The organism is Bacillus sp. GW823-FHT06A11, from assembly GCF_058795355.1.
Window position 1 is genome coordinate 122,289 of the sequence record NZ_JBXAHS010000008.1, and the last position, 21,779, is coordinate 144,067.

Below are 21,779 nucleotides of genomic sequence, written 5' to 3' on the forward strand. Positions count from 1 at the left end.
AGATGCAGCAACCAACGAATGAGAAATTACATCGTACGATGAAGAGTAGACATTTATTTATGATCGCACTTGGTGGTGTAATCGGAACTGGTTTTTTCTTAGGTTCAGGTTACACTATTAATCAGGCTGGACCAGGGGGGGCCATCCTTTCATATTTAGTAGGCGGATTTATTATGTATTTAACAATGCTTTGTCTTGGAGAGTTAACGGTAGCAATGCCAGTTTCAGGTTCTTTCCAAAAGTATGCGACGAAGTTTATTGGACCAGGAACGGGCTTTATGATCGGCTGGCTATACTGGCTTGGCTGGGCAGTAACAGTAGGACTAGAATTAACGTCAATCGGTTTAATGATGAAAAGATGGTTTCCAAATGTTGATGTTTGGGTATGGTGCCTTGTATTCGGCGTTATTCTATATGCGTCAAATGCTATCTCAGCGAAAAGCTACGCTGAATTAGAATTTTGGTTTTCTAGTATTAAAGTAATTACAATCCTTGCATTTGTTGTTCTTGGTGGTAGTGCATTATTAGGATTTATATCATATGACGGAAAAGAAGCAGCACCTCTTTTCTCTAACTTTGTAAGCGATGGTGGACTTTTCCCGAATGGACTAGCTGCCGTATTACTTACAATGATTACAGTTAACTTCTCGTTCCAAGGAACAGAGTTAATCGGAATTGCAGCGGGAGAAAGTGAAAATCCAGAAAAAACAATTCCACGTGCGATCCGTAATACAGTATGGCGTATTATGTTATTCTTCATTTTAACAATGACAATTTTAGTAGGATTAATTTCTTGGAAGGAAGCAGGCGTAATTGAAAGTCCATTCGTAGTTGTATTTGATAAAATCGGTATTCCATATGCAGCTGATATTATGAACTTCGTTATTATTACTGCGTTATTATCTGTAGCGAACTCTGGATTATATGCAGCGACACGTATATTATGGTCACTTGCAAATGAAGGAATGGCACCAACTTCTTTCAAGAAAGTAAATAAACGTGGTATTCCAATTACAGCGCTAGTCGTAACGATTGCGGTAGCTGGATTATCCCTATTCACAAGTTTCCTTGCAGAAGATACAGTATACATGTACTTATTATCGATAGCTGGTTTATCGGCTGTTTCAAGTTGGATCATTATTGCTCTATCGCAACTTCGCTTTAGAAGTCAGTATATAAAAGGCGGAGGAAAGTTAGAGGACTTAAAGTATAGAACACCACTATATCCGATTGTTCCAATTTTAGCTTTAATTACAAATAGCATCGTTGTTATTAGTTTAGCGTTTATTCCTGAACAAAGAATGGCGTTATACTGCGGTATTCCATTTATCATTTTCTGCTATATATATTATTATTATATGAGTAAGAAACAGCAGAAACCGATGAAAGTGGAGATGGACAAAACAAATGAAACTAACAATCAAACACGATGATATAAAGGCAGATTTATCGTACGCTCAATTAGCGATTGGAAAAGAAAACGGGTATTCACCGTTACAATTACTCGTTTCTTCTATCGCAGGATGTAGTGCAATTGTCTTTCGAACAATTTTAGAAAAGAAACGTATTACATACGATACGTTTACGATCGAAACTGAAATTGGTAGAAGTGAAGCTTTATCCAAACCAGTTGAAAGTGTTCATTTGCAATATAAAATTAAAGCGGAAAACATTACAGAAGAGCAGTTGGACAAAGCATTGCAGCTTGCAGTGAAAAATTGTACGATTGTTCAATCTGTAAAAGATAGTATAAAGGTTACGGAAACAATTGAACTAATAAAATGAAACATAAAAACGTGAGAGCCGTATTCTCACGTTTTTATGTTTTTAGAAAGAGGGGAAAGTGTAGTGGACTGTTTAGGTTGTAAATTAGCAAACGAAGAGGAAAAAATATATAAAGTATATGAAGATGATTATGTAACTTGCTTTTTAGATCATGCGCCTTTCTACCCAGGACATACTTTAATTGTGCCAAAGCAGCATGTTGTAGAAGTAGACGAATTAGATGACGTTGTAGCAAGATCAATTATGGATGCTTCTAAGCTGATTGCAAAAGCGATTAAGGCATTATATAAACCAGATGGAATTACAGTTTGTCAAAATGGTGGAGTATTTAACGAGTTAACACATTACCATATGCATGTCGTACCAAGATATAAAGAGCGTTCGTTTGCTGAGTTTTATACGGTGCAACCGGAGGAAAAGAAGAATCATAACTTTGAAGAGACAAAGAATTTGTTAAAAGAAGCGATAGAGCAAATACTGTATATTGAAAAGGTGTAAAAGAATTTTTCTTAGAGATACAGTCAGGAAAATTCTAATATTAAAAAGCCCAATTTCTCAGTTACAATAGAGAAATTGGGCTTTTGTTTATTCTATTATTAAATTTTATCTATAAAAAGATTTTGCAGTGTCACAAAGTTACAGTGCTCATTCGTTATATAGAGTGAGAGGAGGAATTATATGAAAGTTACAAACAAAGATTATGAAAAGATGGAAGAGCTATATGAGTTGTATGAACAAAAAATTTATTATGTAGCTTATTCTATTTTAAATAATATTCAACAGGCTGAAGATGCGGTTCAAGAGACGTTTATTACTCTTTATAAGAACTTGGAAAAGCTCCATAGCTTGAGCACTGAAGAGCTTAAACGCTATATTTTGAGGATCGCGAAAAACAAGGCGATTGATAGTTACCGGAAAAATAAACGACATGAAACATTTTTAGAAGAATATGAAAGAGAATCAATAGAAGCAGTAGATGAAAATATTGAAGAGTGGGAAAAACGTAAAATGTCTGAGGTTCAAATTGATACATTGCTAAAAGAGTTAAATGAATCTAACAGACAGGTGTTTAAGTACAAAGTCTTCTATAACTTAACGTATCAAGAAATTTCAAGTGTAATGGGGATTACGGAGGCTAATGTCCGCAAGCAGTTTGAACGCGCTCGAAAACGAGTCCAAAATATGATAGGAGGTATACAACATGACGAATTCAAAGAACTCCAAAGAAATATATGAACTTGCTGAAAAAATTGCTTTAGATGATTTTGATAGATCCGAAGAACAACATGAATTTTCACATACATATACGCGCAAAAAGAAACTGTTTATGGAGGAAATGAAGCTGAAGGGCGAGCGACCACAGAAAAAGAGTAAAAGACATCGTATGTTAATCGCTGCTGCCTGCTTATTGATTGGTATGCCGACAACCGTTTTTGGTGCAGTAAAAGTCTATAATATGATTGTTCAAAAACAAAATTATGAAGTAAATGTGTCGGTAACAAATAAGGACACGAAAAAGGCTGATAAGTGGTATAAGCTGAAAATTGATAAATTACCAGAAAATATGGAAGCAATTGATGACTCTGCTATGAAATATTCATTTAAAGATAACGACGCAAATGGAGGCTTTTCATTTAGTCTTTGGAGAGTAGGGGAAAATGCGGACTTTCAAACTTTATATTCAAAAAGCTACGAAGAAAAAGAGATAGGTGGCAAGAAAGCAGTAATTGTTCATAAAGAAACTGGAAACAACAATGTAATGTTTGATAGGAAGGTCTTTCTCTTTTTTGAGAAAGAAGGGATTATGTTAGAAAGTTTTATTGGATCAGATATAAATGAAGAACAAATGATAGATGTCTTAGGGAATATTTCACTTGAGCCCACGTCAAAAGAAAAGGCATCACATATATCAAATTATGATAAAAAGTATTTTAGCCAAGCAGATGAACCTAAAAAATCTAAAGTGATTCCTTTGAAAAAAGATAGCAAACGACTATTTCATATAGGGCAAAAGGTTCCAGTAACGATATCTATGGATAACAGCCAAATTGAATATGTGATAGAAAAAGTTGAAGTTTTTGATTCGATTAAAGATTTTAAACAAGAGAACTTTAATGAACTTGGCCTAGGGATATTAAGCAAGAAGAAGGCTTTAGATCAGACGGGAAAACTGCTATCGTACAGACGGGATGTATATAAATTAGGGAATGGTAAAGATTCAATTGATACATTAGTAGATTCGCAATTAGTTAATGTTAAATTTGTCTACTTGACAACAACAGTGAGAAATATTGGTAAACAGGCAACAGAAGAAATCTATATGCATCCATCCATAAAGCAGCTTAAATTTGAAGGGAATGCATGGAAATACGCTAAAGAAGAGGGAATGGATGCAACGCGTATTATGACGGGAGAAGTTGATTATTTAGAGCCTCACGGAGATGGGAAAAGCTTCTACAATATTGGCAGTATCCGACCAGGAGAAACGGTAAAAGTTAACTTAGGTTACTTTGTAGATGAAGATAAACTAGATTCAATCTTTTTGGATGCTTTCCATTACAGAGGGAATGGAAGTACTGAAAATATGAATGCGTCATATCGTTGGTGGATTGATATTCGTCAACAGTCAAAACAATAGGAACAAATACACAAAAAGCTGCTTATATTTAGCAGCTTTTTTCGTCTTCATACATATGTAAAACTTCTTTCGCACGTATACGTAAACCATCTATCAATTCTTTCGGTTCTAAAACTTTTGCATCTTTTCCAAGTCTATAAAATAAAGGAGTAATAAAGTTAATCTCACCTTTATCAATTGTTGAATTTATATATCCTGTCCCATCCTCGTTTACTATAACGAATTCCTCAAGATAAGGAACGCTTTTACATTGGCGTACGCCTTCTGTTGTCAGTAAAACATGTAACTGAGTAGGATTGTGTACTACGTTAGAGTTAGAGGCAAACCACTCTTCTAAATTCATGAATGTATCTGTATTTTCTTCCATCGATAATATTGAGAGAATACGATCAACGCGATACAGTAATACTTTTTTTCTACCGAAGTCATAGGACGGTAAGTACCATAACCCGTCGTGAGCATATACACCAATCGGATGAACATGTTTTGTTTTTATCCCTGATTTAGATTCGTATTGAAAGTGTAAATTTTTATTTTCAATAGCCGCTGTTAACACTTCGTTTAAAAGTGGGGTCTCAATTGTTCTCTTCGGATTCCAAAAGGCGATATAAGAACGTATTTTATCAACTTTCACTTTCGCCTCATGTTGTAGAGAGCTATATAGTTTATGAGTGACAGAATTGATTTCTGTATTAAAAGGTAAGTCTCTGTAGTAGCTTAAAGATTGAAAGGCAAAAAAGATGGAGACTGCTTCTTCTTCGGTAAATAAGATAGGTGGAATGACCCTAGTTGTTAATACTTTATATCCTCCGTTGCGACCTTGTTCAGCGTAAATGGGTAATCCCATATCACTTAAATCTAAAATATATCTATGGACAGTACGAACGGAAATATTAAATTCATCGGCTATTTCTTGAGCTGTAAATGCTTTTTTTGCAGAAGCAAATATAAGAATATCTAATAAGCGTTTAGCTTTTGACAAATGTATCACCTTTTTTCTTTTTAACATGACATAAATTGTCATGTTTTATTGTTAGTATATTGTTTACATCATATGTTATCAAGATGAGATGCAAGGAGGAAAAGATATGTCACGTGAAATAGTTTTATTTATAGCGGCGAGCTTAGATGGGTATATTGCGAAAGAAAATGATGATTTAGAGTGGTTAATGGAAACGGAAGGAGAGGGAGATAACGGTTATACAGAAATGTATGAAACAATTGATACAATAATAATGGGAAAGAGAACGTACGATTATGTAGTAGAGCATACAGAGACATTCCCGTATTTAGATAAAAAATGTTATGTGTTTTCTAATTCAGAAAAAGGCACGAACGGACATGTAGAGTTTGTAAATGAAGATGTAGTGGAGTTTACAAAAAGGTTAAAAGTACAAGAAGGATCTAAAATATGGATGGTTGGTGGAGGAGAGCTACTGAGAGAATTCTTTAAAAATAATCTAATTGATGAATATATTGTTACGATTACACCGCATATATTAGGCTCGGGTGTTCCATTATTTAAAGAAAAGAATCCAGAAATTAATTTAACTTTAACGGATACGAAACGTTTTGGGCAATTTGTAAATTTATATTATAAAGTAAGATGATAAAGAAACACGACTACTGATGATAGTCGTGTTTCTTTATAGATGGTAATGAAATTATAAAGCAAGACCCGTGATTGACTTCACTCGTTACTGTAATATTTCCGCCGTGTAGCTCTACAATTTCCTTCACGATAGATAGTCCTAAACCAGTTCCACCTGTAGCTCGTGATCTAGCTTTATCAACACGATAAAAGCGGTCGAAAATGTGAGGGAGGTCTTCAGGCGGGATACCTTCGCCTTCATCTTCAATTGTAATGGAGATACGTTTATGTTCTTCTGTAATAGAAATGTTTATATGAGAATGTTCTTTTGAATGTCTATAAGCGTTATTTAAAATGTTTACTATAACTTGTTCAAATCGCTGTTCATCTAAGTTTACTAGCAGTGTAGGAGAACAAGAGAAAGAAACTTTAATGTATCTTTCTTTATACATGGCGTTTACTTTTTCAGCTATGCGAGTAAGGAAGGTGTGTAAATGCACTTCCTTTACTTGAATAGAAAAGTTATGTTGTTCCATTTGTGCAAGTGAAAATAAATCTTGAACTAAGTTTGTAATGTAATCAGACTCATCTTTTATAATCGATAAATATCGTAAACGTTGTTCAGGAGAGGTGCTTTCTTTTAAAGCAATGTCAGCATAACCTCTTACGTATGTTAACGGTGTTCGTAATTCGTGAGCAACACTTGCTAGGAATTCACTTCGCTCTGTTTTCATATAATGTAAATCATTTGCGAGCGTTTGAATAGATGATGCTAGTTCACCAATTTCATCATTTCGAGTAGTTGTTAACGAAACGGACAAATCGCCTTTACTCATTTTTTCAGTTGCATGTTTCATGTGTAACAATGGTTTTGTTAACAAACGTGATAATAGAAAGATGGTGATGGCTGTTAGTAGAAACGTAATGACTCCGGCAATAATGAATTGTCTTGTTAGCCCGTTAACCATTTCCTCGATTGATTCCGTCCCGAGAAACATATATACGTATCCTTCCGTTTTTCCAGCCACTACAATGGGGCTAACTGTACATATATAATTAGATGTTTTCCAATGATTCTCTATAATTGCTCCGTCATGATCTGTCCGTGTTTGCATCTTTTCAATATGCTTTTTTATAGTAGTATTTATTTCATTGGATTTAGCTAGTACCTCCTTATTTGCATTTGTAATAACAACAGTAGTTTCGGCTTCGGATTCCATTAGTGCAACATGGGAGATTGTTTGCTTATCAAAATACTTTTCAAGGACATCTCTGTGACTATTTCCGCGCTTTAATAAAGCTGTCATTTCTTCATTTACTCTATTGTTGACAAGGCTATAATAAAGCGAGACAAATAGAACACTTTCGATTAAAAGTGTAACAATCAAAAAATAAAATCCGAGCTGAATAGAAATTCGCTTCATTGCTTTGCTCCTTAATCTAGAGTATCAACCCATCGATATCCGACTCCGTAAACAGTTTTTAAATGGTGATCAATAGGGAAATTTACTTTTCGCAATTTATCACGTAAATTACGAATATGTGAATCGACTGTGCGATCTTCTGTATTTGTGTTTAACCCCCAAATTCGCTCGATGAGCTGATCACGGCTTAATACGTAGTTCACATGGCGTAAAAATAATCCGAGTAAAGAAAATTCAATTGGTGTGAGAAGGAGTTCTTCATTATGGACAGAAACGAAGTGTTTTGTTTCATCCCATACAATACCGTGATATTGGATTTGTTTATGTTCATTTGTACGTCTTAAAACGGCTTCAATTCTTGCGAAAAGTTCTTCTTCATGGAAAGGTTTCGTTACATAATCATCGGCTCCAAGTTTTAATCCTTGAACGACATCTACTGTTTGATCACGAGCTGTAACCATAATAATAGGAATGTTACTAAAAGATCGGATTTTTTTGCACGTTTCCCATCCGTCCATCTTTGGCATCATAATATCGAGTAAAACAAATTTAAAGTTTCGATTTTCTATATGTAAAATAGCTTCTTCTCCTGAAGTCGCACATACGCAGTTATATCCAATTGGGGTAAGATAAAGCGTTAATAATTCAAGCATTCTCGGTTCATCGTCTACGAGCAGTATATCAATCATAGAGAGCCCTCCATATTTATAATCGTTACTTAAAGTGTAATGCAAAATCATGAAGAAATGGTGCAGATTATGATGTGTCTGCATAATTTCTTCAGAATTGCTTGTTATTGTGGAGTTGAAATTACATTTTAGGTAATCATATTGGCTCAAAAATGATTAATACGGAGGCGGTATAATGAAAAAAATGACCCGAATTTTTGGGATAACAATAATTACAGCAGTTGGTCTTGCTGCATGCGGACAAACGAATACAGACCATAAAAACCATGAATCTACAAAAGAGAAAAAAACAGAGCAAAAGGAAATGAAAATGAATCAGGAGGTAACGGCGCCAAAAGAAATGAACCAAGGGGCATCGTATGATTTATTAACGACAAGTTTAAAAAATGTGACGAGGTTAAATACAAATGATCCCCTGCAAATGGCAGTGTTAACTTCGCAAACGATATGGCCAGCAACCCATAAAGAGAACCAGCCGGGTGCTGTTATTTTAGTACCAGCAAGCGAGTGGCAATTAGGTATTGCGAGTGCAGACCTTATTCATCATCCGAATAACGGGCCGATTTTATTTATAGAAAAAGAAAAGATACCGGAAATGACGTTAAAAGAAATAAAACGATTAAATCCAATCGGAACGAAAGATGGAACACAAATTATGGTGATGGGGGATGTAGGTACTAGCGCGCTTGAACAATTAAAAGGTTATAAAGTAAAACAAATAAAAGAAACGGACCCAGCTATATTTGCGAAAGATGTTGATAAGGAGTATGCCGATATAACAGGAAGCTACCCAAATAGTGTTATTATCGGTTCATCTGCAGAAGAAGGACGTTTATATACAACACCCGCTGTAAATTGGATTTCTCATATGCCGGAACCACTACTCTATACAGAAAAGAATAAAGTGCCAGAAGCGACAATAGAGGCATTAAAGATGAGAAAAGATAAAGCAAATATATATATATTAGGGCCAGAAAAAATTGTTTCAAAAGAAGTAGAAAAGGAGTTAAGCAAATACGGGAAAGTAACGCGTATTAGTGGAGAGACCCCTACAGAAAACTCGATTGCGTTCGCTAAATTTAAAGATGAAAAAACAAAATTTGGCTGGGGATTCACAAAACCTGGTCACGGTTTATCATTTGTTTCAAGCAAAACACCAGATTTAGCAGTTGCTGGGGCACCTTTTTCACATATGGGTAAACACGCACCTGTTGTATTATTAGAAGAAGGTAAAGCTTCACAACCAGTGTATGACTTCCTTGCAAGCATTCAGCCGAAGTTTAAAGATGATCCAACACTTGGACCATATAATCATGGCTTCTTATTAGGAAGTACGAGTGATATTTCATTTGAAACACAAGGAATACTAGATGAGAGGTTAGAAATTGTTCAGGAAAGTGGTCAAGGACACGGTGGACATTAATGAAATGAGAAAAGACGCTACTAAGGTAGCGTCTTTTTCTTTAGGAAACTTTTACATAGTAAAAAATCTTCTACTCGTTATATAATAGCTTTCGTGCAGTCGGCTAGATTTTCTTATGGAGAAAATCAAATTATAAAGGAGTAGAGGAGTGGTATTTTGTTTCAAACGATAAAAAATGACTGGTTTTCTAATGTGAGAGGGGACGTGTTATCAGGAATTGTCGTTGCTTTAGCATTGATCCCTGAAGCGATAGCCTTCTCTGTTATTGCAGGCGTAGATCCGACAGTTGGACTATACGCAGCCTTTTGTATTGCGGTTACCATTTCATTTGTTGGCGGAAGAACTGGAATGATTTCAGCTGCAACAGGTGCAATGTCATTATTAATGGTAACGCTCGTTAAAGATCATGGTTTGCAATATTTATTTGCTACAACAATATTAACAGGTATCGTCCAAATTATTTTTGGCGTGTTCAAACTGAGCTCATTTATGAAGTTTGTTCCGAAATCTGTTATGAGTGGTTTTTTAAATTCACTTGGAATTTTAGTTTTTACAGCGCAATTACCGCATTTTAAAAATGCAACTTGGCAAATGTATGCACTCGTTGTATTAGGACTTGCAATTATATATTTATTTCCACGTATTACAACGGTTGTACCTTCTACGCTTATTTCAATTATTATTGTGACGAGTATTGCACTTATGAGCGGATTACAGTTGAAAACAGTAGGGGATATGGGAAGCCTGCCGAAAGAATTACCGTTCTTTAGTATTCCTGATGTGCCATTTACATTAGAAACATTAGGGATTATTTTACCTTATGCAGTTATGCTTGCAATCATTGGTTTACTAGAGTCTTTATTAACAGCTTCAGTTTTAGATGATATGACGCATACAGAAAGTAATAAGCATAAAGAGGCACGCGGACAAGGGATCGCAAACATCGTTGCTGGATTTTTCGGAGGAATGGCAGGATGTGCAATGATCGGCCAATCTGTTATTAATATTAAATCAGGTGGACGAGGTCGCCTATCAACATTTGTAGCGGGCGGATTTTTAATCGTATTATTATTCGTTTTAGGAGATTATGTCGTTCATATTCCGATGGCAGCTTTAGTTGCGGTTATGATTATGGTTTCAATCGGAACGTTTGATTGGAACTCTGTAACAACGATTCATAAAGTACCAAAAGGAAACGCATTTGTTATGATCGTAACAGTTGTGATTGTCCTAATTACACATAACTTAGCATTAGGTGTAATTATCGGAACAGTAATTAGTGCGGTGTTATTTGCATTCAATATGGCAAAGATTCACGTGAAACATTTATATATTGAAAATAAGAAAATATACGAAATTCACGGTCAACTTTTCTTTGCATCCACAGCCGATTTCATAAATAATTTTTCATTTAATGAAGATGTAAAAGAAATTGAAATGAATTTTACTCATGCGCACGTATGGGATGATTCAGCGGTGGCATCAATTGATAAAGTTATCATAAAGTATGAGCAAAGTGGTGTGAAAGTAAGTATAACAGGATTAAATGAACGTAGCTCAAAACTTGTTGCAAATTTAGCTACTTATAATAAAAGAATTGCTAGTTAAAAGCCTCCTTTTTAGGAGGCTTTATTATATAATACGAGTAGGATAACGAAAAGGGGATTCAGCATATGTACAAACAAATTATATTAGCATGTGACGGTTCTGAACATGCACTTCGAGCAGCGGAACATGCAACATATATTGCGAAATGTAGCGCAGAAACAAATGTTGAAGTTGTGTACGTAGTAGATAATAGAACGGCAAAATCAGATATTATACAAGGTCAAACAGATTTAGAAACAATATCGGCTAGTCGAAAAGATAAATTAAAAGAGATTGAAGTTTTATTAAAGAAAGAGAACATATCTTATACAATTACGATATTACATGGTGATCCTGGAGATACAATTGTTCAATATGTAAATACAGGAGATATAGATCTTGTTATCGCCGGAAGCAGAGGGCTAAATACACTGCAAGAAATGGTACTTGGTAGTGTAAGTCATAAAATAGCAAAACGAGTGAAATGTCCGGTGATGATTATAAAATAAAATGTAACTAAAGACCTTAGTATAGCTGAGGTCTTTTTTATGTATAAAGAACTCTCATTTGTGGAAATACTAGATATATAAGTTGAAAAGATGTTAACTTACAAATTTGTAAGTTAGTTGTTAGAGAAATCGATGTTATGAAATTTTTCCCATTGGTAAAATAAAAGTATCAAAGGGGAGATAGGGAGGATGGAAGCAATGAAATCATTTCAAAATTTGTCATATAGTCAAGGGGTAAGCTTAATTTGTTTAGGGGGATTTGCTGGATCTGTTACGTTAGCTGTTTTAATAAAGGTATTTCATCAAATCTTTTAATATTAGAGTAGGGAAGGAATTGGTTGTTATCATTAGTAGGAAAAGCAATGAAAATAAAAAATAGCTCTTAGCATGTATGTAAATGCTAAGAGCTATTTTTATGTTTATTTTTCTACTTCTGGCTTCTCACTTGTTACAGTAACGTCTTTCCAATGTGAAGTTATTTGATTCACTTCAGTGTTGACATCATAATTTTTTACGCGCTTATTAACACCTGTTAAATCAAATGTGTAATGAATTGGAATCATCGGTGCTTCGTCATGAATTAATTTTTGCCATTTATCGTATACTTCTTTACGATATTTTTCATCAGTAGCTTTTTCTGATAATCCTGCTTCTAATAACTTCGTATTTTCATCATTTACCCAGCGTTGATAGTTGAATCCGGCATTTTTGCCCCATAGGCCAGAAAGGTCAGGGTCAGAGCCAGTGTTCCAAGCACCGGCAAAAATATCAACCTTCGGATCATCTTTTTTAATCATGTCACGCATAGCATTAAATTCGTGTAAGCGTCCATCAACAAGTTCTACTTTTAAGCCGATATCTTTCCAAGATTGAATGTAGAATTTAGCCAGCGGTTCACTTGTTTCACTACCACTACTAGTTAAGAAGTTAATCTTCAATTCATTACCTTTTGGATCTTCACGGAATCCATCACCATTTTTATCTTTATACCCAGCTTCATCTAATAGTTTTTTCGCTTTATTTACATCGAAATTATACGCACCAACATCATTATTATGGTACTTTGGCATAGATGGTGGAATTGGAGAGTTAGCTGGAACGCGAAGTCCGTGATATACTTTCTCTCCTAATTTTTCTCTATCAATTGCATGTGCCATCGCTTGACGTAAACGAACGTCTTTGAACTTATCGTTATCCATTACAGCTTCATTCTTTGCTTTGTCCATATGTCCGAACTTAAATCCGATATAAGTGTAAGCAAGGTCAGTTTTACCAATTAGTTGTGTGTTTTTTAATTTACTTACGTTCGGATATTGATCAGCAGTAATTGCTGCAATATCAATATCACCTTTTTTCAGAGATGCACTAACAATAGATGGATTTACAACTTTTAATGTTACATTTTTTAGCTTAGGTTTGCCGCCCCAGTAATCATCAAAACGCTCATACTCAACTGATTCACCAGGAACGATTTTCTTCACTTTAAATGGACCGAATCCAATTGGATTTTGACGGATTTTATCTGATTCAGCTAGTTTTTCAATTGGTACATCACCTAAATATTTTTTAGGTGTAGGATATGTCCAAATACCAGTTTTTAGTGAAGGGTTTACTTCTTTATAAGTAATGGAAATTGTTTTTGGATCGACTACTTTAATACCAGAAATTTTGTCAGCTTTTCCAGTGTGATATTCTTCCATACCTTCAATCATTTGCATTTGTGTATCGTAACGGATACCTGTATATTTGCTATTACCGATTATTAAGTAAGAATATTCTAAATCCTCAGCTGTTACAGGATTACCATCGTGCCATTTTACATTATCTTTAATTTTAATTGTAATTGTTTTTTTATCTTCAGAAATTGTATAAGTTGCAGCACCGTCATTTGTAATTTCCCAGTTTTTATCTGTAGCTAATAATTGTTCATCAAAGAAATCCATAATCTCTGAATCTGGAGCAACTTCATACAATACCCTACTTAAAACACCAGCGAAAGGTGAATTTGAAACGAGTCCATAAGTTAATGATCCGTCTTTAATTTCTTTACCGTCATTTTTTACAGCAGCACTAAATTTATTTGTTTCTACTTTTTTTGTGTTTGCCTTTTTACTACCGCTATCAGCACCCCCACATGCAGATAGTAATAATGTTGAAGCAGCAAGTGTACTTAATACTTTGTACAGTTTTGGTTTGTTCATAACTTCTCCACCCCTTATCCTTTTCTTTGTCTTGCATCAGCCGCACGCTTTAACGCTTGACCAATAAAATTTATACACAGCATCAACACTAAAATCATGATTGATGCGGGTAACCAAATCCACCACTTTTCTTGTAATACATCTGGGTTAGTTGCGTAACTTACAAGTGTACCAAGACTTGGTGTGCTCTCTGGTAGACCGAAGCCTAAGTAAGTTAAACTAGATTCAATTCCGATGTTACCAGCAAGATTTAATGTGATATTTACGATAATAATAGAACTTAAATTAGGTAATATTTGCTGGAAGATTATTTTCCAATTTGGTGTTCCTAATGTTTTTGATGCAGATACGTAATCAAGTTCTTTCTCAGTCAATACTTTAGAGCGTATAAGCCTTGCTTTTCCGACCCATAAGAAAGCGGTCATTATGAGAATAAATGTCGTAATATTGAAAGTTGGAACGAGTGAGATAAACACGATAACAATCATTAAGAATGGTAAAATCATCATAAAGTCGATAAAACGCATAATGATGTTATCGACAACTCCTCCAAAATAGCCAGCAATTAGTCCCGTCGTAAGACCGATAAGGGTTGCTAAAAGAGTGATGGCTAAACCAACTGTAAAGGAGTTACGTGTACCAATAATTAATTGTCCGAAAATATCACGGCCTCCATAATCAGTTCCTAACCAATGTTCAGCAGAAGGAGGGTCATAAATAGCGAACAAATCGACTCGGACGATATCTTCTTGCTTCATAATAAATGAAGTTGCGTAAACGGCTATTAATATTAAAGCTAAAAAGAATAGAGAAAACATTGCTAGTTTATCTTTACGAAATTCTCGCCACATAATGGAGAAACCAGAGGGGCTCTTTTCGTAATGAATGACTTCAGTTTGTTTTTCAGGATTTGCTAACATAACGTTTCTTCACCTCCATTAATCAATACGAATACGTGGATCAACGATGCTTAGAATAATATCGGAAAGAAGAGTCCCGAGTAGCGTTGCGAATCCAGTAAATAATACAAGAGCAGTTACGACACTGAAATCACGTTGAGTGATAGATTGGAAAAATAGTTGTCCAATTCCTGGATAGCCGAAAATATTTTCTAGAATAATAGAGCCTCCAACTAAACCTGTAATTTCATATCCTAAAAATGCTGCAATTGGTAAAAATGAATTTCTTAAAATATGTCTGGAATATACTTTAGATTCTGGTACACCTTTTGCTTTTACTGTGCGTACAAAATCTTTATGTTTCGTATCGATAATTTCACTTCGTAAATATTGTACAGTTCCTACAGTCCCAATTAATGCCCCAGATAAAGCTGGTAAAATCATATGATTGAATTTACTTAAATAGTAATCAAATGATCCTGTTGCAACTTGTGGATCAACGCTACCACTCGTAGGGAAAATTGGATATAAAAAGCCGAATAAGAATAACATTACTAACCCGAAAATAAATAGTGGTGTACCGAATCCTAAAAAGTTATAGAGCGTAATGAGTCGATCAGCCCACGTATCATTCCAACGTCCACTTATAACTCCAAGTGGAATAGCAATTAAGTAAGTAAGAATAAGAATAAGAAGAGCTAACAGTATGGTATTGCCAAGACGTTCCCCGATAATATCTGTTACTTTTATTTTATGTGCGTAAGAAATACCGAAATCCCCTTGTACAGCATTTGAAATCCACCTTACATATTGAGTGGGAATAGGATCGTTTAAACCTAGTTTTTCACGTTGTTCTTCGAGCACTTTTGGATCGGCTTTTGGGTTTGCTAGTTCAGCGCCACTTAATGCATCACCTGGCATTGCCTTAGCCAGTGTAAAGACGAGTACGCTTAATATGAATAATTGCGGTATCATAACTAAAACCCGGCGTAATATAAATTTCCACATATTTTATCACTCCCTTAAGGTAATGCCACCCGGTGTGTTGGCGAGATTGGTTTTAAATCGTAAGCACGACCATTTTCATTGAAATAACTTTCGTATGATTTCTCATACTCAACGCTTACCTCACGACGCAATTTACGTTGTTGCTCGCGGTTTTCTGGACGAATATCAGGAATAGCTGATATTAGGCGCTTCGTATAGATGTGCTGTGGATTATTATAAATTTCAGCACTAGTTGCTTCTTCCACAATGCGTCCGCGATACATAACACCGATACGGTCACACATATGGCGAACTACACCTAAATCATGACTAATAAATAGGTATGTTAGTCCGAGTTCAGATTGTAAATCTTGCAAGAAGTTTAAAACTTGAGCTTGTACCGACACGTCAAGCGCGGATACAGGTTCATCTGCGATAATAAGCTTCGGTTTTAGTGTAAGTGCGCGTGCAATACCAATCCGCTGTCTTTGTCCACCGGAAAATTCATGTGGGTATTTATACATAGACTCAGGATTTAATCCAACTTTATCAAGATAATCTTGAACAGCTCTACGCTCTTCATCAGGTGAGAGTTTCTCAAAATTTCGAAGTGGTTCAGCGATAATATCCATAACACGTTTCTTCGGGTTTAAGGATGAATAAGGATCTTGAAAAATCATCTGAATATCTTTTCGTTGTTCTCTTAGTTCTGAGCGACTTAATTTTGTTAAATCTCTATTATTAAAATGAATGCTACCGCCTGTCGCTTTTGTTAAGTGCATAATTGCTTTTCCAGTTGTTGATTTGCCGCTCCCAGATTCCCCAACGATTCCGTATGTTTCGCCAGGTTGTAGTTCGAAGCTTACGCCATCAACAGCACGAACGTAATCTAATGTACGGCCGAAAACACCACCTTTAATTGGAAAGTGTACTTTTAAATCTTCTACTTTAAGCAGTGCCATGAGTTACGTCATCTCCTTTCTTATGTTGGAAGTTGAAATGTTTGTAGCAAGTGCAACGTACCCAATGGTCTTGTTTTACTTCATGTAAAACGGGATTTTCTTCATGTTGATCAGGTCTAATCCATGGAATCCGTGCTTGGAATCGACAACCTGTGCGAGGTAACTTAGCTAATGTCGGTACAACGCCTTGAATAACATGTAATTTTTCTTTTTCAGCAGATGCAGACGGGATTGAATTTAATAAGGAACGAGTATATGGATGAAGAGGGTTATTAAAAATTTCTTCGACTGTTCCTGTTTCTACAACTTGTCCTGCATACATAACGACGATACGATCAGCGGTTTCGGCCACGACGCTTAAATCGTGTGTAATTAAGATGATGCCCATTTTCGTTTGTTCTTGAATGGAACGTAATAAATCTAAAATTTGCGCTTGAATGGTTACGTCAAGTGCAGTTGTTGGCTCATCTGCAATAATGAGCCCTGGCTTACAAGCAATTGCAATTGCGATAACAATTCTTTGTCTCATTCCGCCAGATAATTCGTGTGGGTATTGTTTATATGTAAGTTCTGGTTTTGGAATACCAACTTGATGGAGTAGTTCTAAGGTGCGTTCTTTCTTTTCAACTTTTGAAAGGCTTGTGTGGTAGTCTAAGTTTTCTTCGATTTGTTTTCCAACTGTCATAAGAGGATCGAGTGCTGTAAGAGGTTCTTGGAAAATCATTCCGATATTTGAACCGCGTACTTTATTTATTTCGGCGGTTGACATGCTAAGTAAGTCCTTATCTCTATAGTAAAGCTGCCCTTGTAATTTTGTGTTTGCTTCATTATGCAGTCGCATAATGGAAAGGGCAAGTGCACTTTTTCCGCATCCTGACTCACCAACGATAGCAACAATTTCATTTTCATGAACAGTTAAGGATACATCATCAACTGCTGCATGATACTGATCTTGTATACGAAAGGAAGTTTGCAAGTTTTCAATACGAAGAAGTGGATTCTTCATGGCTATCCCTCCATCTTTTCTGAAAAGACTAAATATTTTGTATGTTGTTATTTTAATATAAATTGACAATGTTTGACAAGGATAAGTTGAAAAAATATTCAAAAATCTTTTTATATAAAAGTGGAATGCAGTTGTATTAGGTGTTGAAGTTATTTGGAAGCGCTAACATATATATGAGAGGAAAATGAATCTTTTGTAAGAAAAAAGATTTATATGTAGAAAAAAGAGAGGCATTCTGGAAAGAATGGTCTCTCTTTTTTTGATAAGTATAATATTTGTACTTAAGCTTGCTTTTGTTTTGTTGACCCTGTATTTAAAGTAAGGGCAAGGAAGAACATTGCAAGTATGCAAGATGCAAGTAATAAGATGAATCCGCCATCCCATCCGAATGCATCTACGATAAAGCCCATAGCGGCACTAGCGAAAGCAGCTCCGCCTAAGTAACCGAAGAATCCAGTTAAGCCTGCTGCAGTTCCAGCAGCTTTCTTTGGTGCTAAGTCTAGAGCGTGTAGACCAATTAACATAACCGGTCCGTAAATTAAAAATCCAATTGCGACAAGTGCGATACTATCAACCATTGGATTACCAGGAGGGTTTAACCAGTAAACAAGAACTGCGATAAATACACCAACCATAAATAAAATACCAGCAGGTGCACGACGTCCTTTAAATAGTTTATCACTCATCCATCCGCAAAGAAGTGTACCTGGAATACCAGCCCATTCATATAGAGCGTAAGCAGTACGTGAGCTACTATGAGTAAAGCTTTTTTCTTCTACTAAATAAGTAGGAGCCCAGTCTACAACGCCGTAACGTACGAAATATACGAAAACGTTCGCAATAGCGATGTACCATAAAAACTTATTGTTTAGTACGTATTTAAATAAAATTTCTTTTGCCGAAAGTTCGCGTTCGCGATCTTTTATTTTCTCATCTGGTGGATATTCTCCAGTATGCTCTTCAATAGAAGGTAGTCCACAAGATTGAGGCGTATCTTTCATCGTAATTAATACATAAATACCAACTAAAATTGAAAGAATACCTGGGAAGTAAAAAATACTTTTCCAGTCATTTGCAAAGAAGTATAAGCCTAATGTTACAAGAGAAGGCATAAGCGCGCCGCCGACATTATGAGCGACGTTCCAAATAGACATTTTTGTACCACGTTCGCTAATAGAGAACCAGTGAACCATCGTACGACCACAAGGAGGCCAGCCCATACCTTGTACCCATCCATTTAAAAACTGAAGTACAAACATAAGTATAATGCTCGTTGTAATGAAAGAAAATGAGCCGAAAATAATATTAATGATACCTGATAAAAATAGCCCAGCTGCTAAAAAGTAGCGAGGATTACAACGATCGGATACGATACCCATCAAGAATTTACTTAATCCGTAAGCGATAGATACTGCTGAAAGGATAACACCAAGTTCCCCTTTACTAAAGCCTTGTTCGATTAAGTATGGCATTGCTAGTGAAAAGTTTTTTCGAACAAAGTAGTAACCTGCATAACCGATGAAGATACCTAAGAATACTTGTAAACGTAATTTACGGTATTCGCTATCAACGCGATCAGCTGGTAAGCGTTCCGCGTGGGGCGCAGGTTTAAATAATTGTGTGAAAAACATAAAATGAAAATCCTCCCCTAATTAATTCGAAGCGTTTTAAGACAGAGAATATAAAAAGGCCATGAAATATAAAAAAGTTTCCTTTTTTATGATTCATAGCCGTGTACTCCGTTTCTCCGTGACTGTCAATATTAACTTCGTCGAAAATTATACAACTTTGTGACAAAAATGTAAACGTTTTTATGAATAAAAGTATTGACGGATTTTGTTCGCGGGATTAATATTTAAATACGTTAAATATTTTATTGTTTAAATAAGAGGTGGATAACATGCCAAATGATATGACGCATATCGATAAAATTCAAGCTCTTGCCTTTTCGATTGGAAAGAAAATGCAGACGGAGTTATTAAAACAAATGCAAGCAACAGGACTTACACCACCGCAGTTTTATATTTTAAAGATTTTAGATCATTATGGGGCTTCAAGAGCGACAACATTAGCAAAAAAGATGTATGTGAAGCCTAGCGCGATTACAGTGATGATTGATCGTCTAATCGATCAAGAACTTGTAGAACGCTATCACGACAAAGATGACCGTCGTGTTGTCATCATCGAGTTAACGAAAAAGGGGAAAGCTAGAGTAGAAGAGGCAATGACAGCTCGCAACGAGCATATTGCAAAATACTTTTCACATTTAGAGTTGCAAGAAAGAGAAGATTTATTACGTCTCTTTGAGAAGTTAGAAACCATTATTTGCGGGACACAAGAGAAAAAAGAGAATAACTAAGAGGAATTGAGGAGATTACATGGAGCAACAAGAAAATCAAAATAGAAAGTTGTTGTTAATCGGTTTAGTAATCGCGATGCTATTTGCTGCATTAGATGGAACAATTGTTGGTACAGCAATGCCACGTATCGTCGGTGACCTAGGCGGATTAAGTTTAATGACATGGTTAACGACAGCTTATATGTTAACATCAACGACAGTTGTACCAATTGCAGGTAAATTAGCGGATTTACTTGGTCGTCGTAACGTATATATAACAGGGCTAGTTATTTTCATGATTGGTTCGGCGTTATGTGGTATGGCGAATGGTATGACAGAATTAATTATTTTTCGTGGTATTCAAGGTCTTGGTGGCGGTATTATGATGCCAATGGCTATGATTATTATTGGAGATATGTTCACGGGAAAAGAACGTGCGAAATGGCAAGGTATTTTTGGTGCGTTATACGGTCTTGCTTCTGTAATTGGACCGCAAGTTGGTGGTTGGATTGTAGATGCAGTGAACTGGAGATGGGTATTCTACATTAACTTACCGGTTGGTATTCTAGCAACAATCTTTATTGCAATGGGATTAAAATCACATAAACAAACAGGACCAATTAAAATTGATATCGCTGGAATCTTTACGATGATTCTAGGTGTTGTAAGTTTATTACTTGCGCTAACGTTTGGTGGAAAAGATTATGCATGGGATTCTTGGCAAATTATCGGTTTATTCGCACTAGCTGTAATTGGTATCGTTAGCTTTGTTATTGTTGAAACGAAAGCTGAAGAGCCGATTTTACCAATGCATTTCTTTAAAAATCGCACATTTACAATACTGAATGCGATTGGATTCTTTATGAGTATTGGAATGTTCGGCGCGATTATGTTCGTACCATTCTTCATGCAAGGTATTGTAGGAGTAAGTGCTGCTGAATCAGGAACAATTATGACTCCAATGATGATTACAATGATTGTAATGAGTATTATCGGTGGGCAACTTGTATTAAAAGTTGGTGTAAAACCACAAATTATCGCAGGTATGCTTATTATGGCCGGTGGTTTCTGGTTATTAACAACGATGGATATGCACACAACGAAGCTTACAGCTACTTCTTATATGATGGTTATCGGTTTAGGAATGGGTCTTGTAATGCCGACATTAACATTAGCGTTACAAGAAAGCTTCCCGAAAAAAGACCTTGGTGTCGTAACGTCATCAAGTCAGTTCTTCCGTCAAATTGGTGGAACATTTGGTATTACAATTTTAGGATCAATTATGAATAACACTTCAGGTACAACGTTAACAAATAAATTAGTACCTGTATTAGATACATTCCCGAAAGAAGCGGGACAAATGGTAACGAAATTTAAAGATATGATTCACACAGATCCACAAGGTTTATATTCGATGCTATTTAGCCCAGAGGCATTAAAACAAATGCCAGAAGCGTTTGCTAACAGCATTGTACCTATTTTGAAAAACTCTTTAGTAGACTCGCTTCATACTGTATTCTTAACAGGATTAGTATTTATCGTAGTAGGTGCCATCTTTACGATTTTCTTACAAAAAATTAAACTATCAGATCGTAAAAAAGATGCTGAAGAGCCTGCTGTAGAAGAAAAAGAAAAAACTGTATCATACTCGTAATGAAGAAGCATCGCCTTATGGCGGTGCTTTTTTGAGTATAACCTTAAAAGCTTTTTAGTGAGAAATGATTGACGTATTTTTAGAAA

The 21,779-nt window shown here is 35.6% G+C and carries 21 protein-coding genes; 12 read left to right on the plus strand and 9 right to left on the minus strand.

What is annotated here, in order from left to right:
* Window positions 1–2 precede the first annotated feature (2 nt).
* From AC1Q8L_RS26390 to AC1Q8L_RS26410, 5 genes are all read left to right on the plus strand, one after another.
* Window positions 3–1,433, plus strand: coding sequence for an amino acid permease (locus AC1Q8L_RS26390; RefSeq protein WP_001187093.1), 1,431 nt, complete (start codon window positions 3–5; stop codon window positions 1,431–1,433).
* On the plus strand, window positions 1,408–1,785 hold the full coding sequence (locus AC1Q8L_RS26395) for an OsmC family protein (RefSeq protein ID WP_000778854.1): 378 nt from the start codon (window positions 1,408–1,410) through the stop codon (window positions 1,783–1,785). The genes AC1Q8L_RS26390 and AC1Q8L_RS26395 overlap by 26 nt, the downstream gene beginning before the upstream one ends.
* A gap of 63 nt (window positions 1,786–1,848) precedes the next feature.
* The gene (locus AC1Q8L_RS26400) at window positions 1,849–2,283 is read left to right on the plus strand and encodes an HIT family protein (protein WP_000340517.1); all 435 of its coding nucleotides are present in this window, start codon (window positions 1,849–1,851) and stop codon (window positions 2,281–2,283) included.
* A gap of 180 nt (window positions 2,284–2,463) precedes the next feature.
* Window positions 2,464–3,021, plus strand: a complete 558-nt coding sequence (locus AC1Q8L_RS26405; protein WP_000869256.1) for an RNA polymerase sigma factor — start codon at window positions 2,464–2,466, stop codon at window positions 3,019–3,021.
* Window positions 2,987–4,423, plus strand: a complete 1,437-nt coding sequence (locus tag AC1Q8L_RS26410) for a DUF4367 domain-containing protein (RefSeq protein ID WP_000185139.1) — start codon at window positions 2,987–2,989, stop codon at window positions 4,421–4,423. The genes AC1Q8L_RS26405 and AC1Q8L_RS26410 overlap by 35 nt, the downstream gene beginning before the upstream one ends.
* 28 nt (window positions 4,424–4,451) lie before the next feature.
* Here AC1Q8L_RS26410 and AC1Q8L_RS26415 read toward each other — a convergent pair whose 3' ends face one another.
* The gene (locus AC1Q8L_RS26415; RefSeq protein ID WP_171004495.1) at window positions 4,452–5,447 is read right to left on the minus strand and encodes a helix-turn-helix transcriptional regulator; all 996 of its coding nucleotides are present in this window, start codon (window positions 5,445–5,447) and stop codon (window positions 4,452–4,454) included.
* 64 nt (window positions 5,448–5,511) lie between these two features.
* Between AC1Q8L_RS26415 and AC1Q8L_RS26420 the strand changes: the two genes are divergently transcribed.
* The gene (locus AC1Q8L_RS26420) at window positions 5,512–6,033 is read left to right on the plus strand and encodes a dihydrofolate reductase family protein (RefSeq protein WP_000085797.1); all 522 of its coding nucleotides are present in this window, start codon (window positions 5,512–5,514) and stop codon (window positions 6,031–6,033) included.
* A 13-nt stretch (window positions 6,034–6,046) separates the two neighbouring features.
* Here AC1Q8L_RS26420 and AC1Q8L_RS26425 read toward each other — a convergent pair whose 3' ends face one another.
* Together AC1Q8L_RS26425 and AC1Q8L_RS26430 are read right to left on the minus strand one after the other, a co-directional pair.
* Entirely contained in the window at window positions 6,047–7,438 is a 1,392-nt protein-coding gene (locus AC1Q8L_RS26425) for a sensor histidine kinase (protein ID WP_000822579.1), read from the minus strand.
* Between the two features lie 11 nt (window positions 7,439–7,449).
* Window positions 7,450–8,127: a response regulator transcription factor gene (locus AC1Q8L_RS26430; protein ID WP_000565482.1), complete on the minus strand. Its 678-nt coding sequence runs from the start codon at window positions 8,125–8,127 to the stop codon at window positions 7,450–7,452.
* Between the two features lie 175 nt (window positions 8,128–8,302).
* On the opposite strand from AC1Q8L_RS26430, the gene AC1Q8L_RS26435 reads away from it, so the two are divergent.
* From AC1Q8L_RS26435 to AC1Q8L_RS26450, 4 genes are all read left to right on the plus strand, one after another.
* The gene (locus AC1Q8L_RS26435) at window positions 8,303–9,550 is read left to right on the plus strand and encodes a hypothetical protein (protein WP_000738880.1); all 1,248 of its coding nucleotides are present in this window, start codon (window positions 8,303–8,305) and stop codon (window positions 9,548–9,550) included.
* A 156-nt stretch (window positions 9,551–9,706) separates the two neighbouring features.
* Window positions 9,707–11,158, plus strand: coding sequence for a SulP family inorganic anion transporter (locus AC1Q8L_RS26440; RefSeq protein ID WP_000487926.1), 1,452 nt, complete (start codon window positions 9,707–9,709; stop codon window positions 11,156–11,158).
* 65 nt (window positions 11,159–11,223) lie between these two features.
* Window positions 11,224–11,646 carry a universal stress protein gene (locus AC1Q8L_RS26445; protein ID WP_000277991.1) on the plus strand — a complete coding sequence of 141 codons (423 nt, stop codon included), beginning with the start codon at window positions 11,224–11,226 and terminating at the stop codon, window positions 11,644–11,646.
* A 198-nt stretch (window positions 11,647–11,844) separates the two neighbouring features.
* On the plus strand, window positions 11,845–11,961 hold the full coding sequence (locus tag AC1Q8L_RS26450) for a DUF4027 family protein (RefSeq protein ID WP_002094283.1): 117 nt from the start codon (window positions 11,845–11,847) through the stop codon (window positions 11,959–11,961).
* A 104-nt stretch (window positions 11,962–12,065) separates the two neighbouring features.
* Here AC1Q8L_RS26450 and opp4A read toward each other — a convergent pair whose 3' ends face one another.
* The 6 genes from opp4A to glpT form a co-directional block, all read right to left on the minus strand.
* Entirely contained in the window at window positions 12,066–13,847 is a 1,782-nt protein-coding gene (gene opp4A, locus AC1Q8L_RS26455) for an oligopeptide ABC transporter substrate-binding protein (RefSeq protein WP_001039730.1), read from the minus strand.
* 14 nt (window positions 13,848–13,861) lie between these two features.
* A complete protein-coding gene (locus AC1Q8L_RS26460; RefSeq protein ID WP_000880730.1) occupies window positions 13,862–14,767 on the minus strand; it encodes an ABC transporter permease in 906 nt (301 codons plus the stop codon).
* 18 nt (window positions 14,768–14,785) lie between these two features.
* Complete coding sequence (gene opp4B / locus AC1Q8L_RS26465) at window positions 14,786–15,754, minus strand: oligopeptide ABC transporter permease (protein ID WP_000265452.1); 969 nt, start codon at window positions 15,752–15,754, stop codon at window positions 14,786–14,788.
* A gap of 14 nt (window positions 15,755–15,768) precedes the next feature.
* A complete protein-coding gene (locus tag AC1Q8L_RS26470; protein ID WP_001196381.1) occupies window positions 15,769–16,695 on the minus strand; it encodes an ABC transporter ATP-binding protein in 927 nt (308 codons plus the stop codon).
* A complete protein-coding gene (locus AC1Q8L_RS26475) occupies window positions 16,682–17,701 on the minus strand; it encodes an ABC transporter ATP-binding protein (RefSeq protein WP_000795382.1) in 1,020 nt (339 codons plus the stop codon). Before AC1Q8L_RS26475 ends, AC1Q8L_RS26470 begins: the two co-directional genes overlap by 14 nt.
* A 281-nt stretch (window positions 17,702–17,982) precedes the next feature.
* A complete protein-coding gene (glpT, locus tag AC1Q8L_RS26480) occupies window positions 17,983–19,332 on the minus strand; it encodes a glycerol-3-phosphate transporter (protein ID WP_000466388.1) in 1,350 nt (449 codons plus the stop codon).
* Between the two features lie 269 nt (window positions 19,333–19,601).
* Between glpT and AC1Q8L_RS26485 the strand changes: the two genes are divergently transcribed.
* Both AC1Q8L_RS26485 and AC1Q8L_RS26490 read left to right on the plus strand, forming a co-directional pair.
* Window positions 19,602–20,060 carry a MarR family winged helix-turn-helix transcriptional regulator gene (locus AC1Q8L_RS26485; RefSeq protein ID WP_001132367.1) on the plus strand — a complete coding sequence of 153 codons (459 nt, stop codon included), beginning with the start codon at window positions 19,602–19,604 and terminating at the stop codon, window positions 20,058–20,060.
* A 19-nt stretch (window positions 20,061–20,079) separates the two neighbouring features.
* The gene (locus tag AC1Q8L_RS26490) at window positions 20,080–21,693 is read left to right on the plus strand and encodes an MDR family MFS transporter (protein ID WP_000437647.1); all 1,614 of its coding nucleotides are present in this window, start codon (window positions 20,080–20,082) and stop codon (window positions 21,691–21,693) included.
* The last annotated feature ends 86 nt before the right edge of the window (window positions 21,694–21,779 follow it).